This is a genomic window from Serratia sp. 1D1416, assembly GCF_003641105.1.
In the GTDB taxonomy this organism is placed as follows: Bacteria; Pseudomonadota; Gammaproteobacteria; order Enterobacterales; family Enterobacteriaceae; genus Serratia; species Serratia ficaria.
On sequence record NZ_CP032738.1, the window covers coordinates 2,885,424 to 2,900,474 of the forward strand.

Consider the following 15,051-nt stretch of genomic DNA (forward strand, 5'->3'; position numbering starts at 1 on the left):
CCTTTTTTATGGGCGAAGGATCAGAAGTCGTTGAGCGCCTTGATCAGCGCGATCCGATCCTGCAGGCGCCGCTGCTGAACCGCATCGCCGGCGGCCTGCCGCTGCTGCTCCAGGGCGGCGAGGGCGGCGCGATAGCCGTCGGCATCCTTGAACAAGGCATCTTTGACGTTGATCGACGCGACGTTGGTGTAGCGGCCGTCATCGGTGGTCGGCACCTGGATCACGCCTTCGTTGAGCAGGCGTTTGACGATCGCCCGCTGCGGCTCATAGCCTTCCATGCCCACTAATTTCCAGCGCTGCTGCGGCTCCCCGCGATATCGGCCCTTTTTCACTTCGCTCAGGTAGCGCAGGGTCAGGCTGCGGATGGTGCCTTCCTCTTCGCCATACTGCGCCTTGCTGTCGGACAGCACCGGGAAGGATTGCCCCTCCAGCGCACCGCCTTTCTGCGTCAGGTGCCCCATACGGTAGCTGTTCATGCCCAGGCGAATCGGCATGGCGTCGGTGACCGGCGTGCCGTCCGCCAGGCGCAGATTGCGGATGCGCGAACCGGCCGGCTGGCGCAGGTCGATGGTATAAGTGACGCCGTCGAAGAAGTCATTGGTGGAGTACTTGGACGAACGGCGCGCCGGATCAAAGCTGTAGGTGACGTCGCCGGGCCGCAGCGCGTTAAAATAGCCGGCCGACCACTCCATATACTGCTTCAGCGCCTTGCCGTCGAGCTGATAAACGGTGATCTCGCCGCCGGCGTATTGGTAGTTGAAGGCGATGTCCTTGGCTTTGATGTCGCCGACGTCCAGCCTGGCGCGATCGTTGTCGATCTGCAGGGCGATTACCTGCGCCCGTGGGGCGTAGTAGCGGCTGGCTTGCTGGAACAGCGCGCTGATGCCGGTATCCTGCACGTGCACCTGCGGGATGCCTTTGAACTCGTCGGCGGGCACCAGATCGCTGCCGCTCAGCCTGGCCACCACCCGGTTGGCGTTGGCGCGCAGAATGTCGTGATACGGCTGATAGAGCGCCAGCATGCCGCTGTCCGGCGCCAGCCCTTTGATCGGGTAAGTGTAGCTGTCCTTGTTGATCAGGGTGAATTTGCCGTCGCGCCGCTCAAACTGCAGATCGATGCGCGACAGCGCGCGGCCATATTTGTCCGGTTCGGTGATGATGACGCCGTTGACCACCGCCTGGTCGATTTTGACGTGCATATGCCCGGCGACGATCGCCGCCAGCTGCGGGTTGGCGTTGGCGATATCGGCTACGCCGGTGCCCGGGCGCTGGTTTTCGTTGTCGATGCCCATGTGAGCCACCAGCACGATGGCGTCGACCTGGTTGTCGATCCGGCTGATGACCTGTTTCACCGCCTGCACCGGATCGGTGAAGTTCAGCCCCTTGATGCGATCGGTGCCCTTGGCGAATTCGGCGGTCATCGGCGTGTCCATGCCGATAATGCCGATCTTCACGCCCTGACGCTCGATGATTTTATAGGCCGGCAAATAGGGTTTGCCGTCGTCCCAGAAGATATTGCCGGCCAGCGCGGCGCCCTCGAACTGTTTGAGCGGCGTGGCCAACGCCGGCAGGCCGAAGTCGAACTCGTGATTGCCCATTACCCAGACGTCGTACTTGAGCGCGTTGAAGCCCAGCATCATCGGGCTGACGGCATCGTGTTTGAAGGTTTCGACGAAGTTGCCCTGAATGGTGTCGCCGGCGTCCACCAGGATCAGATTCGGCTGTTCGGCGCGCAGTTTTTTTACCTGGGTGGCTATTTGGCTCAGGCTGCCCGCCAGATTTTCGGTGTCGCTGGCGTAATCCCAGGGGACGAAAGTGCCGTGCAGATCGGAGGTGCCCAGCAGGGTGATGTTAACCGTTTCGGCGGCCACGGCGTTGCCCGCGAGCCCCAGCACAGAGGCAAAAATTATTTTTTTCATAAGTTGTTGTCATCAAATGGAATTTTAACACAATCGGTTATTTTGCTACAAAAATGCAACCTTTACGATCTAATAGCGAGAAATAGGCTAATATTTGAGAGAGATTTTTTGTTTTGTGACTGCAATCACTGTCGATGCGCGTTGGAAATAAAACGTTAATTATGTCGCATAATAAGCGCGTAATAATACAATGGCGGCTCTTTTAAATCACATTTATTTAACACAAAAATATCATTAAAAAACAATTAAACCATCGCGCAACATGACCTCAAGAAAAATAGGCGAAATGTGCTGATGAATATGGAAATAATATGCGGATAGGCTTAAATTGTTTCAGATCAAATTACGCCAGAGTACCTCTTTGGGCTAAGATTTGACCTGTAACCCAAAGTCTAACCCACATCACGCAAAAACCTATTTATTGTGTGGGATTGGGCGAGTATCATTCATGCTGTGATTATGGATGGTTGATCTTGTTGCATTTGTTACCCGTTGTCGGTTTTCGGCGGCGCGTTTGATGCCTGGCCCATGCGGCCCAGCGGCGAGTGTGCGGTTGAAAGCGGAGAGGCTGGATCAAATTTGTTGTGTTTAAGGGCATTCACTGCGGGGCGTTACCGGCAGCTTTGAAAAAAGTCATACCCTAAATAATTGATGCTGTATCACCACGGCAAGAGCGCGAGTCCCGGGAGCTAACGTGAGTCAGTGACGGGGGGCGTTCGCAGCCGACACGGATGCAGTTTAAAGTATGACGGGTATATGCCGATAACCGCATGTCGGAGTCTTCCTGCGAGGAGCAAGGAGTCAAGATGTTTGATATTGTCGAACTGTCGCGCTTACAGTTTGCTTTAACGGCGATGTACCATTTCTTATTTGTCCCATTAACGCTGGGCATGGCGTTTTTGCTGGCAATTATGGAAACGGTATATGTACTGTCAGGCAAACAAATCTATAAAGATATGACCAAATTCTGGGGCAAGTTATTTGCAATTAACTTTGCCCTGGGTGTGGCCACCGGTTTGACCATGGAGTTCCAGTTCGGGACCAACTGGTCATATTTCTCCCACTACGTCGGTGACATCTTCGGGGCCCCGCTGGCCATCGAAGGTCTGATGGCGTTCTTCCTTGAATCGACGCTGGTCGGCCTGTTCTTCTTCGGCTGGGATCGTCTGAGCAAGGTGCAGCACATGGCGGTAACCTGGTTTGTGGCCCTCGGCTCCAACCTGTCCGCGCTGTGGATCCTGGTCGCCAACGGCTGGATGCAGAACCCGATCGCCTCCGACTTCAACTTCGAAACCATGCGCATGGAGATGGTCAGCTTCTCCGAACTGGTGCTTAACCCGGTTGCGCAGGTGAAGTTCGTGCACACCGTAGCGTCCGGCTACACCTGCGGCGCGATGTTCGTGTTGGGCATCAGCTCCTACTACCTGCTGAAGGGCCGCGATATCGCCTTCGCCAAGCGCTCCTTCGCCATTGCCGCCAGCTTCGGTATGGCTGCCATTCTGTCCGTTATCGTGCTGGGTGATGAATCCGGTTACGAGATGGGCGACGTGCAGAAAACCAAACTGGCCGCCATCGAAGCAGAGTGGGACACCCAGCCGGCTCCGGCCTCCTTTACCCTGTTCGGCATTCCGAATCAGGATAAGATGGAGAACTCCTACTCGATTCAAATCCCTTATGCGCTCGGCCTGATCGCCACCCGCTCCACCGATACCCAGGTCACCGGCCTGAAAGATCTGATGGCGCAGCATGAAGTGCGCATCCGCAACGGCATGAAAGCCTACCAGCTGCTGGAAGAGCTGCGCGGCGGCAATACCGATCCCGCGGTGCGCGCCGAGTTCAACCGCACCAAGCAGGACCTGGGCTACGGCATGCTGTTGAAGCGCTATACCCCGAACGTCACCGACGCGACGGAAGCGCAGATCCAGCTGGCGACCAAAGACTCCATTCCGCGCGTGGCGCCGCTGTACTTCGCCTTCCGCATCATGGTGGCCTGCGGCGTGATCATGCTGTTGATTATCGGCCTGTCGTTCTGGAACGTGATCCGCGGCCGCATCGGCCAGAAAAAATGGCTGCACCGCGCGGCGCTGTACGGCCTGCCGCTGCCATGGATCGCCATCGAGTCCGGCTGGTTCGTGGCGGAATACGGGCGTCAGCCCTGGGCGATTGGCGAGGTGCTGCCGACCGCGGTCGCCAACTCTTCGCTGACGGCGGGCGACATTCTGTTCTCGATGGGGCTGATCTGCGGCTTGTACACCCTGTTCCTGGTGGCTGAAATGTACCTGATGTTCAAGTTTGCGCGTCTGGGTCCAAGCAGCCTGAAAACTGGCCGCTACCACTTTGAACAACCGACTGCCTCCGTGCAGGAAGCGCGCTAAACAGGAGTCCACGTATGTTTGACTATGAAGTACTGCGATTTATTTGGTGGGTCCTGGTTGGCGTACTGCTGATCGGCTTCGCCGTCACCGACGGTTTCGACATGGGCGTCGGTATCCTGGTGCGCATTATCGGTAAAACCGATACCGAGCGCCGGGTGATGATCAACTCCATCGCCCCGCACTGGGACGGCAACCAGGTGTGGCTGATCACCGCCGGCGGCGCGCTGTTCGCCGCCTGGCCAATGGTCTACGCGGCGGCCTTCTCGGGCTTCTATGTCGCCATGATCCTGGTGCTGTCCGCGTTGTTCTTCCGCCCGGTCGGTTTTGACTACCGCTCCAAGCTGGAGAGCAGCCGCTGGCGCAACATGTGGGACTGGGGCATCTTCATCGGCTCCTTCGTGCCTGCGGTGGTGTTCGGCGTGGCGTTCGGCAACCTGCTGCAGGGCGTGCCGTTCCATATGGACGAGTACATGCGCCTGTTCTACACCGGCAACTTCTTCCAGCTGCTGAACCCGTTTGGCCTGTTGGCGGGCGTGGTCAGCCTGACCATGCTGGTGACCCAGGGCGCGACCTACCTGCAGATGCGCACCACCGGCGAAATCCACCTGCGTTCACGCGCGGCGGCTCAGATTGCCACCCTGGTGATGGCGGTATGCTTCCTGCTGGCTGGCGTGTGGTTGGTGAAGGGCATCGACGGTTTCGTGGTGACTTCGGCGCTGGATACCATGGCGGAATCCAACCCGCTGCGTAAGGAAGTGGCTCATCAGGCCGGCGCCTGGCTGATCAACTTCAACAAGTATCCGCTGCTGTGGGCCTTGCCTGCGCTGGGCGTGGTGCTGCCGTTGTTCACCATCCTGTTCTCGCGTCTGGAGAAAGGGGCGCTGGCGTTCGTCACTTCGTCGCTGACCATCGCCTGCGTGATCCTCACCGCCGGGGTCACCATGTTCCCGTTCGTGATGCCTTCAAGCACCGTGCCCAACGTCAGCCTGACCATGTGGGATGCGACGTCGAGCCTGCTGACGCTGAAGGTGATGACCGTGGTCGCGGCGATCTTCGTACCTATCGTCTTGGCGTACACCAGCTGGTCGTACTACAAAATGTTCGGCCGCCTCGACAAGAACTACATCGAAAACAACAAGCATTCGCTGTACTAAGGATAAGGAGCTAAACCATGTGGTATTTTGCCTGGATTCTCGGAACGCTTCTTGCCTGCGCCTTCGGCATCATTACGGCGCTGGCGCTGGAGCAGAGCGAAGCCACCAAAGCGCAGCAAGACGGCAAGTGATGAGTTTGTCATTAACCGACAGGCTGTACGCCATCACTGACAAGGGCCCCGTCCGGGCCCTTTCATTGGCGTTGGCGTTGATTTTGGCGGGTTGCATCTTTTGGGATCCGACGCGTTTCGCCGCCAAAACCAGCTCGCTGGAGATTTGGGAAGGGCTGCTGCTGATTTGGGCGGTGTGCACCGGGGTGATCCACGGCTTCGGTTTCCGGCCGCAGCGCAGCCTCTGGCGCGCTTTTTTCGCGCCGCTTCCTGCCATGGTGATCCTGGCCGCAGGATTACTTTACGTTTCTTTATAATCTCCGCCATATCCCCGTGTTATGGGCCCTGAGGGCCCATAATTATTTTCATTCCCATCTTGTAACCCATTCCCAACCCGATCCGTCTTGCGTATAGTAGCAGCGTTAAATTGCATTGCTGGGAAGTAGAGTGAGTAATACGTTGTTTCGATGGCCGGTTCGCGTTTACTACGAGGATACCGATGCCAGTGGTGTGGTCTATCACGCCCGCTACGTCGCCTTTTTTGAAAGAGCGCGCACCGAGATGCTGCGTCAGCATAACTTTCATCAACAGCAGCTGCTCAGTGAACATGTCGCTTTTGTCGTCCGGCGCATGACGGTGGATTATCTGGCTCCGGCTCGTCTCGACGAACAGCTGGAAGTGCAGAGTGAAATCACCGTGATCCGCGGGGCTTCTCTCACGTTTGCTCAACGCATTGTCAATTCTGACGGGGCTCTACTGAGTCAGGCCGATGTATTGATTGCATGTATTGATCCACACCAAATGAAGCCGAGAGCGCTTCCTAAGTCTATTGTCGCGGAGTTTAAGCAGTGACTGACATGAATATCCTAGATTTATTCTTGAAGGCGAGCCTGCTCGTTAAGCTTATCATGTTGATTTTGATATGCTTCTCGGTAGCCTCTTGGGCGATCATCATCCAGCGCACCCGCATTCTCAATGCGGCCACCCGCGACGCCGAAGCCTTTGAAGACAAATTCTGGTCCGGTATCGAGCTGTCCCGTTTGTATCAGGAGAGCCAGGCGCGTCGCGATAGCCTGACCGGTTCCGAACAAATTTTCCACTCGGGTTTCAAAGAGTTCGCCCGTCTGCACCGCGCGAATAACCATGCGCCGGAGTCGGTGATTGAAGGGGCGTCGCGCGCGATGCGCATTTCGATGAACCGTGAACTGGAAACGCTGGAAAACCATATTCCGTTCCTCGGCACCGTCGGTTCGATCAGCCCGTATATCGGCCTGTTCGGCACCGTGTGGGGGATCATGCACGCCTTTATCGCCCTGGGTGCGGTGAAGCAGGCCACGCTGCAGATGGTGGCGCCGGGCATCGCCGAAGCGCTGATCGCCACCGCGATCGGTCTGTTCGCCGCTATCCCGGCCGTTATGGCCTATAACCGCCTCAACCAGCGCGTTAACAAGCTTGAGCAGAATTACGACAACTTTATGGAAGAGTTCACCGCTATTCTGCATCGTCAGGCCTTCTCCAGCGACAGCAAATAAGTAGGAGGTAGCATGGCGAGAGTACGTGGACGCAATCGGCGCGAGCTGAAGTCCGAAATTAACATCGTTCCGCTGCTCGACGTGTTGCTGGTGCTGCTGCTGATCTTTATGGCAACCGCGCCAATCATCACCCAGAGCGTGGAGGTTGACCTGCCGGACGCCACCGACTCCAAAACGGTGTCCAGCGATGACAATCCGCCGGTGATCCTCGAGGTTTCCGGCGTAGGTCAATACACCCTGGTGGTGGATCACAACCGTATGGAACTGCTGCCGCCGGAGCAGGTTGCTGCCGAGGCCAAATCGCGGTTGGCGGCCAACCCGAAAACGGTCTTTTTGATCGGCGGGGCGAAGGAAGTTCCTTATGATGAGATTATCAAGGCATTGAATATTCTCCATCAGGCGGGCGTGGCTTCCGTGGGGCTGATGACCCAGCCAATCTGACCGTAAGGCGAACGGCAACCCGGTTCCTGCGCTGCGGCCCAGGAACCCCGTATAAGCAACACCAGTTTTTGGGAATCTATTTTGGTAAAGGCAACTGAGCAAAACGATAAGCTGAATCGCGCCGTTATTGTTTCGGTCGTTCTGCACTTCATATTGATTGCCCTGCTGATTTGGGGATCGCTGCAGGAAAACGTCGACATGAGTGCCGGCGGCGGCGGCGACGGTTCCGTAGTCGGTGCGGTGATGGTTGATCCCGGCGCGGTGGTGGAGCAGTACAACCGCCAGCAGCAGCAGAGCAACGACGCGCAGCGCGCCGAGAAGCAGCGTCAGAAAAAAGCGGAGCAGCAGGCCGAAGAACTTCAGCAGAAGCAGGCGGCGGAACAGCAACGCCTGAAAGAACTGGAAAAAGAACGGCTGACGGCGCAGGAAAAAGCGGCGCAGGACGCCAAGGCGCAGGCGGAACAGCAAAAGCAGGCCGCCGAGCAGCAGAAAGCGGCGGAAGCCGCGGCGGCCAAGGCCAAAGAACAGCAGAAGGTCGCGGAAACCGCAGCGGCGAAAGCCAAGGCCGAGGCCGATAAGGTCGCCAAGGCGCAGGCCGACGCGCAGAAGAAAGCCGAAGCCGAGGCCAAGAAAGAAGCCGCAGCCGCAGCCGCCGCCAAGAAGCAGGCGGAAGAGGCGAAGAAAGCCGCGGCCGCCGCCGCAGAGCAAAAAGCCGCAGAGAAAAAAGCGGCCGCTGACGCCGAGAAGAAAGCCGCAGCGGAAGCCGAGAAGAAGGCTGCCGCCGAGGCGGAGAAGAAAGCTGCAGCGGCCAAGAAAGCTGCGGCAGACGCCAAGAAGAAGGCCGCGGCCGAGGCCGCGAAGCAGTCGGCGGCAGTTGACGATATCTTCGGCGGCCTGGCGGACGGCAAGAATGCGCCGAAGGGCGGCGGCGCCAAAGCCAAGGGCGACGGCAAACCGGCCGGGCAGGGCAATGCTAAAACCGCCGGGGCCAGCGGTGCGGATATCAACGCTTACAAGAGCCAAATTCAGGCTGCTATTCAGAGTAAGTTCTATGGCGCTTCGGATTTCAGCGGGAAAACTTGCGATCTGCGTATCCGGCTGGGGCCTGATGGTTTTTTAATTAATGTTCAACCGGCGGGCGGCGATCCGGCCCTGTGCCAAGCTGCGGTAGCCGCAGCCAAATTGGCGAATATTCCGAAACCGCCGAGTGATGCCGTGTACCAGCAATTTAAGAGTTCTATCCTTGAATTCAAACCACAATAATGGTTGTTTGAGCTGAGTCATACCGCAGGGATGTACTAAGGTAACCAACAGGGATTATGTAGTTTTGTTTGAGTTGGTTTGTTAAAATTCTGCTAATTTATCGCAGGCATCCCGCCTGGATAAGGGAGATGAGATGAAGCAGGCATTTCGAGTAGCGCTAGGTTTTTTAATACTGTGGGCGTCCGTGCTTCACGCGGAAGTTCGCATTGAAATCACCCAAGGGGTCGACTCCGCTCGCCCGATTGGCGTGGTGCCGTTTAAATGGGCGGGTCCAGGCACGCCTCCGGAAGATATCGGCAAGATTGTCGGCGCAGACCTGCGCAACAGCGGCAAATTCAACCCGATTGACGTGGCGCGCATGCCGCAGCAACCGACCACCGCATCTGAAGTGACGCCGGCGGCCTGGACTGCGCTGGGCATCGACGCCGTGGTTGTCGGCCAGGTTCAACCTGGCGCAGACGGCAGCTACCTGATCTCTTATCAGCTGGTGGATACCTCGGGTTCGCCAGGCACCGTGTTGGCGCAAAATCAGTATAAGGTGACCAAGCAGTGGTTGCGTTATTCTGCCCACACCGCCAGCGACGAAGTGTTCGAGAAGCTGACCGGCATCAAGGGCGCCTTCCGCACCCGTATCGCCTACGTGGTGCAGACCAACGGCGGGAAATTCCCGTACGAACTGCGCGTAGCGGATTACGACGGCTACAACCAGTTTGTGGTGCACCGTTCGCCTGAGCCGCTGATGTCCCCGGCCTGGTCGCCGGACGGCAGCAAGCTGGCGTACGTCACCTTCGAGAGCGGCCGCTCCGCGCTGGTGGTGCAGACCCTGGCTAACGGCGCCATCCGCCAGATCGCCTCGTTCCCGCGTCACAACGGTGCGCCGGCGTTCTCGCCGGACGGCAGCCGCCTGGCGTTTGCGTTGTCCAAGAGCGGCAGCCTGAACCTGTACGTGATGAACCTCGGCTCTGGCCAGATCACGCAGATTACCGACGGTCGCAGCAACAACACCGAACCGACCTGGTTCCCGGACGGCCAGACTCTGGCGTATACCTCCGACCAGGGCGGACGCCCACAGATTTACAAAGTCAGCGCCAGCGGCGGTGCCTCACAGCGTCTGACATGGGAAGGTTCTCAGAATCAGGATTCTGAGGTCAGTTCCGACGGTAAATTCCTGGTGATGGTGAGCTCCAACAACGGCGCTCAGCATATCGCCAAACAAGATCTTGGATCGGGAGCCGTTCAAGTATTAACCGGCACCTTCCTCGACGAAACGCCTAGTATTGCGCCAAACGGCACCATGGTGATCTATAGCTCCACGCAAGGTATGGGCTCCGTGCTGCAACTGGTGTCGACCGATGGGCGTTTTAAAGCGCGTCTTCCGGCAACTGATGGACAGGTCAAATTCCCTGCCTGGTCGCCGTATCTGTGATGCATGTGTAAATATGTATGGCAAACTATAAAAGGATCAAAGAAATGCAACTGAACAAAGTGCTGAAAGGGCTTCTGCTGGCACTGCCAGTTCTGGCTGTAGCAGCTTGTAGTTCTAACAAAAGCGCAAACAACGACCAATCCGGTATGGGCGCTGGCGCTGGCACTGGTACAGAAAACGGCAGCAGCAACCTGTCTTCCGAAGAACAAGCTCGTCTGCAGATGCAAGAACTGCAGAAGAACAACATCGTTTACTTCGGCCTGGACAAGTATGACGTAAGCTCCGAGTTCGCTCAGATGCTGGACGCGCACGCGACTTTCCTGCGTAACAACCCGTCTTACAAAGTGACTGTTGAAGGCCACGCGGACGAACGCGGCACGCCGGAATACAACATCGCTCTGGGCGAGCGTCGTGCTAACGCAGTTAAAATGTACCTGCAGGGTAAAGGCGTTTCCGCTGACCAGATCTCTATCGTTTCTTACGGTAAAGAAAAACCAGCAGTACTGGGCCACGACGAAGCGGCTTATGCCAAAAACCGTCGTGCCGTTCTGGTTTACTAAGAGAATCGCATGAACAGTAACTTCAGACGTCACTTGTTGAGTCTGTCGTTACTGGTTGGCGTAGCGGTCCCATGGGCCGCTACTGCCCAAGCGCCAATCAGTAATGTCGGCTCCGGCTCGGTCGAAGACCGCGTCACCTCGCTTGAGCGCATCAGCAATGCTCAGGGCCAGCTTTTAAACCAACTCCAGCAGCAACTCTCTGACAATCAGCGCGATATTGACTCTCTCCGCGGGCAAATCCAGGAAAACCAATATCAGTTGAATCAGGTGGTTGAACGCCAGAAGCAAATCTATCAACAGATGGATAGCCTCAGCCAGGGCGGTTCTCAGGGCTCTGCAGCCGCTGCGGGCGCCGCAGGCGGAGCAGCAGCTGCTGCGTCCTCTGACGGCGGCGACAGCGCCTCTGCGGCCGCTCCTGCGGCACCGGCCAGCAAGGGTGATGAAAACAGCGACTACAACGCCGCTGTTTCCCTGGCGCTGGAAAAAAAACAGTACGATCAGGCGATCTCAGCTTTTCAGTCCTTCGTAAAACAGTATCCAAAGTCCACTTACCAGCCTAACGCCAACTATTGGCTAGGCCAGTTGTTCTACAACAAGGGTAAAAAGGACGATGCGGCCTACTATTTTGCGGTGGTGGTGAAGAATTACCCGAAATCACCCAAGGCGCCGGACGCCATGTACAAGGTGGGTATCATCATGCAGGAGAAAGGGCAGGCCGATAAGGCCAAGGCCGTGTTCCAGCAGGTGATTAAACAGTACCCAACCAGTGCGGCGGCCAAACAGGCGAAAAGTCGCGTAGCCGGTTAACAAGCAAAAAAATGAGCCCAGAAGTTAGTCGATTTGACCGGTTTCTGGGCTCATTCGCGTGAAGAACAAGCAGTTGAACCTATCAATCAAAAATTTAGGTTGCGCTGCCAAGATAAATTAGTAATATATGCCGCCGTTGCCAAGACATCTTGCAAGATGTTAAAGCGGCAGGGAAATTGGGTCGTTAGCTCAGTTGGTAGAGCAGTTGACTTTTAATCAATTGGTCGCAGGTTCGAATCCTGCACGACCCACCAATCCTGAAACGAGAATGAAGTAGTAGCAGTAACCAGGACAGTGGGTGATTAGCTCAGTTGGTAGAGCATCTCCTTTACACGGAGGGGGTCGGCGGTTCGAGCCCGTCATCACCCACCACTGCTGTGGGTCGTTAGCTCAGTTGGTAGAGCAGTTGACTTTTAATCAATTGGTCGCAGGTTCGAATCCTGCACGACCCACCACTCTAAACGAGTGAACAGGTGTGAAATCGTAAAGGATGAGACAAAAGCGTTTACGCTTTTGAACAGCGCTTGCGCTGGCCCGAAGGGGCCGTCTATGAAATAGACGGATAGCCGAAAAGGTTCGAGTCTCGCAAAGCGAGACAACATCACCCTGGTGATGGCCCGAAGGGCGAGGCCAAAGGCCGAGTCATCCTGCACGACCCACCACTCTAAAGAGTGACATGTTTCAGATTGGTATGATGTGGCAAAGTAAAGGTCCGAGTCGAGTTCCAGTCGAGTTGTCCTGCACCACCCATCCTTGTTTCCGCAATGCGGTCGCTGGTACCGTATTCGCAGTTCGCAGTAAACCACGTCAGTGGGTCGTTAGCTCAGTTGGTAGAGCAGTTGACTTTTAATCAATTGGTCGCAGGTTCGAATCCTGCACGACCCACCACTCTAAACGAGTGAGCAGGTGTGAAATCGTAAAGGATGAGAACCGAAAAGGTTCGAGTCTCGCAAAGCGAGACAACATCACCCTGGTGATGGCCCGAAGGGCGAGGCCAAAGGCCAAGTCATCCTGCACGACCCACCACTCTAAACGAGTGAGCAATTGCAGCGAGTTATTTTCCTGCTTACGCGGTTCAGCAGTACACCACATCAGTGGGTCGTTAGCTCAGTTGGTAGAGCAGTTGACTTTTAATCAATTGGTCGCAGGTTCGAATCCTGCACGACCCACCATTTTCTCAGATATATCAAAACTCCCCCCAACGTTAAATTCCCATATTGCACGAGTCGTGTGGGTGAGACCCTGCGTTCAGGTTCGAGCATCGCGAAGCGATACGACAACGCGTAGCGTTGCCCGTAGGGTGAGGCCAAAGGCCGAATCAATCCTGCACGACCCACCATTTTCTCAGATATATCAAAACTCCCCCCAACGTTAAATTCCCATATTGCACGAGTCGTGTGGGTGAGACCCTGCGTTCAGGTTCGAGCATCGCGAATCAATCCTGTACCGTCGAGCTAACTTCCTTCTATTCCTTCAGGTTTCCTTTCAATATCTTCACGATTTTTAATGTATTAAACACAGGTTGCGCAGATATAAAAATATCAGCGGACTTTTCGCACAACTTTAGGTATTTTGTTTAGTATATAAAACGATTGGGCGTCGACGCGGGGAAATATGGCCGGAAAGCGCCCAGCCTAGCATGAGATTGCAGCGATGAGTGAAATGTTTGATGTCAACGCGGCGGTTTACCCGTTCCCGCCCAAACCGGTTCCGCTGGACGTTGCGGAAAAGGCGTTCTATCGCGAAAAGATTAAAACCCTGCTCAAACAGCGTAATGCGGTGATGGTCGCTCACTATTATACCGATCCGGAAATTCAGGCGCTGGCGGAGGAAACCGGCGGCTGCGTGGCGGACTCGCTGGAGATGGCGCGCTTTGGCAGCGCTCATCCGGCCTCGACCCTGCTGGTCGCCGGGGTGCGTTTTATGGGCGAAACCGCCAAGATACTCAGCCCGGAAAAACAGGTGCTGATGCCGACGCTGTATGCGGAGTGCTCGCTGGATCTGGGGTGCCCGGAAGAAGAATTTCACGCTTTCTGCGACAGTCACCCCGATCGCACCGTGGTGGTCTACGCTAATACCTCGGCGGCGGTAAAAGCGCGCGCCGACTGGGTGGTGACCTCCAGCATCGCGGTTGAGCTGATCGAGCATCTCGATAGCCTGGGCGAGAAAATCATCTGGGCGCCGGATCGCCACCTCGGCAGCTACGTGCAGAAGCAAACCGGGGCGGACGTATTATGCTGGCAGGGGGCTTGTATCGTCCATGACGAGTTTAAAACCCAGGCGCTGATGCGCATGAAGGCCCTGTACCCGCAGGCGGCGATATTGGTGCATCCGGAGTCGCCACAGGCGGTGGTCGATCTGGCCGACGCGGTGGGGTCGACCAGCCAGCTGATCCAGGCGGCGAAAACCCTGCCGAACCGGCAGCTGATTGTCGCCACCGATCGCGGCATCTTTTACAAGATGCAGCAGGCATGCCCGGACAAAGAGCTGTTTGAGGCGCCGACCGCCGGTGAAGGGGCCACCTGCCGCAGCTGCGCGCACTGCCCGTGGATGGCGATGAACGGCCTTAAGGCGATCGCCGAAGGTCTGGAACAGGGCGGCGCGCAGCATGAGATCCAGGTAGACGCCGCGCTGCGCGAAAAGGCGCTGGTACCGCTGAACCGCATGCTGGCGTTCGCCGCACAGCTGAAAATGCAGGTTAAGGGAAACGCATAACCGTTTTATAAGGATGATCCTATGAGCTTCTTCAGTACCGGCAATATCCTGGTGCATATCCCGCTGGGCGCGGGCGGTTACGATTTGTCGTGGATCGAAGCCATCGGCACGCTGTTCGGGCTGCTGTGCATCTGGTACGCCAGCAAGGAAAAGATCATCAACTACCTGTTCGGCCTGATTAACGTCACGCTGTTCGCGGTGATTTTCTTCCAAATCCAGCTGTACGCCAGCCTGCTGTTGCAGCTGTTTTTCTTCGGCGCCAATATTTACGGCTGGTACGCCTGGAGCCGCCAGACGCAAGACCACCAGGCCGAGCTGCAGATCCGCTGGCTGCCGTTGCCCAAGGCGCTGGCGTGGGCGGCGGTATGCGTGGTTGGCATCGTCCTGATGACCTTCAATATCGACCGCGTGTTCGCCTGGCTGACGCAGGTTGCGGTGGCGGTGATGCAGCTGCTGGGGCTGAGCGTGCAGATGCCGGCGCTGCAGCCGGACGCTTTCCCGTTCTGGGATTCGGCGATGATGGTGTTGTCCATCGTGGCGATGATCCTGATGACGCGGAAATATGTCGAAAACTGGCTGTTGTGGGTGGTGATCGACGTGATCAGCGTGGCGATTTTCGCCTATCAGGGGGTGTACGCCATGGCGCTGGAATACGTGATCCTGACGCTGATCGCCCTGAACGGTTCCTGGCTGTGGATCAAAAGCGCCGGCCAGAATCACTCCCGCCCCTTATCCTCCGCGCCATGACT

General features: G+C 56.7%; 14 protein-coding genes, 5 tRNA genes and 3 other RNA genes. 21 read left to right on the forward strand and 1 reads right to left on the reverse strand.

Annotated elements, in window-relative coordinates:
* Window positions 1-20: 20 nt before the first annotated feature.
* A complete protein-coding gene (locus D7I37_RS13930) occupies window positions 21-1,919 on the reverse strand; it encodes a bifunctional UDP-sugar hydrolase/5'-nucleotidase (RefSeq protein WP_129543887.1) in 1,899 nt (632 codons plus the stop codon).
* Between the two features lie 806 nt (window positions 1,920-2,725).
* Here D7I37_RS13930 and cydA point away from each other — a divergent pair.
* From cydA to pnuC, 21 genes are all read left to right on the forward strand, one after another.
* Window positions 2,726-4,294: a cytochrome ubiquinol oxidase subunit I gene (gene cydA / locus D7I37_RS13935; RefSeq protein WP_061800010.1), complete on the forward strand. Its 1,569-nt coding sequence runs from the start codon at window positions 2,726-2,728 to the stop codon at window positions 4,292-4,294.
* 14 nt (window positions 4,295-4,308) lie between these two features.
* Window positions 4,309-5,448 (forward strand): cytochrome d ubiquinol oxidase subunit II, encoded by a 1,140-nt coding sequence (gene cydB, locus D7I37_RS13940; RefSeq protein WP_061800011.1) that lies wholly within the window; start codon window positions 4,309-4,311, stop codon window positions 5,446-5,448.
* 17 nt (window positions 5,449-5,465) lie between these two features.
* Window positions 5,466-5,579 carry a cytochrome bd-I oxidase subunit CydX gene (gene cydX, locus D7I37_RS13945; RefSeq protein ID WP_004939868.1) on the forward strand — a complete coding sequence of 38 codons (114 nt, stop codon included), beginning with the start codon at window positions 5,466-5,468 and terminating at the stop codon, window positions 5,577-5,579.
* Window positions 5,579-5,875 (forward strand): cyd operon protein YbgE, encoded by a 297-nt coding sequence (gene ybgE / locus D7I37_RS13950; RefSeq protein ID WP_061800012.1) that lies wholly within the window; start codon window positions 5,579-5,581, stop codon window positions 5,873-5,875. Before cydX ends, ybgE begins: the two co-directional genes overlap by 1 nt.
* Before the next feature lie 130 nt (window positions 5,876-6,005).
* Window positions 6,006-6,410: a tol-pal system-associated acyl-CoA thioesterase gene (gene ybgC, locus D7I37_RS13955; RefSeq protein ID WP_073970358.1), complete on the forward strand. Its 405-nt coding sequence runs from the start codon at window positions 6,006-6,008 to the stop codon at window positions 6,408-6,410.
* The gene (gene tolQ, locus D7I37_RS13960) at window positions 6,407-7,090 is read left to right on the forward strand and encodes a Tol-Pal system protein TolQ (protein WP_039992358.1); all 684 of its coding nucleotides are present in this window, start codon (window positions 6,407-6,409) and stop codon (window positions 7,088-7,090) included. Before ybgC ends, tolQ begins: the two co-directional genes overlap by 4 nt.
* Before the next feature lie 12 nt (window positions 7,091-7,102).
* Window positions 7,103-7,531 carry a colicin uptake protein TolR gene (tolR, locus tag D7I37_RS13965; RefSeq protein WP_020825683.1) on the forward strand — a complete coding sequence of 143 codons (429 nt, stop codon included), beginning with the start codon at window positions 7,103-7,105 and terminating at the stop codon, window positions 7,529-7,531.
* Between the two features lie 81 nt (window positions 7,532-7,612).
* Window positions 7,613-8,794, forward strand: a complete 1,182-nt coding sequence (tolA, locus tag D7I37_RS13970) for a cell envelope integrity protein TolA (protein WP_061800016.1) — start codon at window positions 7,613-7,615, stop codon at window positions 8,792-8,794.
* 133 nt (window positions 8,795-8,927) lie between these two features.
* Window positions 8,928-10,220, forward strand: coding sequence for a Tol-Pal system beta propeller repeat protein TolB (gene tolB, locus D7I37_RS13975; protein WP_061800017.1), 1,293 nt, complete (start codon window positions 8,928-8,930; stop codon window positions 10,218-10,220).
* 44 nt (window positions 10,221-10,264) lie between these two features.
* Complete coding sequence (gene pal / locus D7I37_RS13980; protein ID WP_061800019.1) at window positions 10,265-10,780, forward strand: peptidoglycan-associated lipoprotein Pal; 516 nt, start codon at window positions 10,265-10,267, stop codon at window positions 10,778-10,780.
* A 9-nt stretch (window positions 10,781-10,789) separates the two neighbouring features.
* Window positions 10,790-11,587 (forward strand): cell division protein CpoB, encoded by a 798-nt coding sequence (cpoB, locus tag D7I37_RS13985; RefSeq protein ID WP_061800020.1) that lies wholly within the window; start codon window positions 10,790-10,792, stop codon window positions 11,585-11,587.
* Window positions 11,588-11,765: 178 nt separating this feature from the next.
* A tRNA-Lys gene (locus D7I37_RS13990) sits at window positions 11,766-11,841 on the forward strand.
* A 42-nt stretch (window positions 11,842-11,883) separates the two neighbouring features.
* Window positions 11,884-11,959: transfer RNA gene (locus tag D7I37_RS13995), tRNA-Val, on the forward strand.
* Window positions 11,960-11,966: 7 nt separating this feature from the next.
* Window positions 11,967-12,042 (forward strand) — tRNA-Lys (locus D7I37_RS14000).
* A 71-nt stretch (window positions 12,043-12,113) separates the two neighbouring features.
* Window positions 12,114-12,249, forward strand: a non-coding RNA gene (locus D7I37_RS14005) — RtT sRNA.
* A gap of 150 nt (window positions 12,250-12,399) precedes the next feature.
* Window positions 12,400-12,475: transfer RNA gene (locus D7I37_RS14010), tRNA-Lys, on the forward strand.
* A 14-nt stretch (window positions 12,476-12,489) separates the two neighbouring features.
* Window positions 12,490-12,613: non-coding RNA, RtT sRNA (locus D7I37_RS14015), on the forward strand.
* A gap of 70 nt (window positions 12,614-12,683) precedes the next feature.
* Window positions 12,684-12,759 (forward strand) — tRNA-Lys (locus tag D7I37_RS14020).
* A 42-nt stretch (window positions 12,760-12,801) separates the two neighbouring features.
* Window positions 12,802-12,926, forward strand: a non-coding RNA gene (locus tag D7I37_RS14025) — RtT sRNA.
* Between the two features lie 314 nt (window positions 12,927-13,240).
* Window positions 13,241-14,302 carry a quinolinate synthase NadA gene (gene nadA / locus D7I37_RS14030; protein WP_061800180.1) on the forward strand — a complete coding sequence of 354 codons (1,062 nt, stop codon included), beginning with the start codon at window positions 13,241-13,243 and terminating at the stop codon, window positions 14,300-14,302.
* A gap of 21 nt (window positions 14,303-14,323) precedes the next feature.
* Entirely contained in the window at window positions 14,324-15,049 is a 726-nt protein-coding gene (gene pnuC, locus D7I37_RS14035; RefSeq protein ID WP_095096282.1) for a nicotinamide riboside transporter PnuC, read from the forward strand.
* Window positions 15,050-15,051 lie beyond the last annotated feature (2 nt).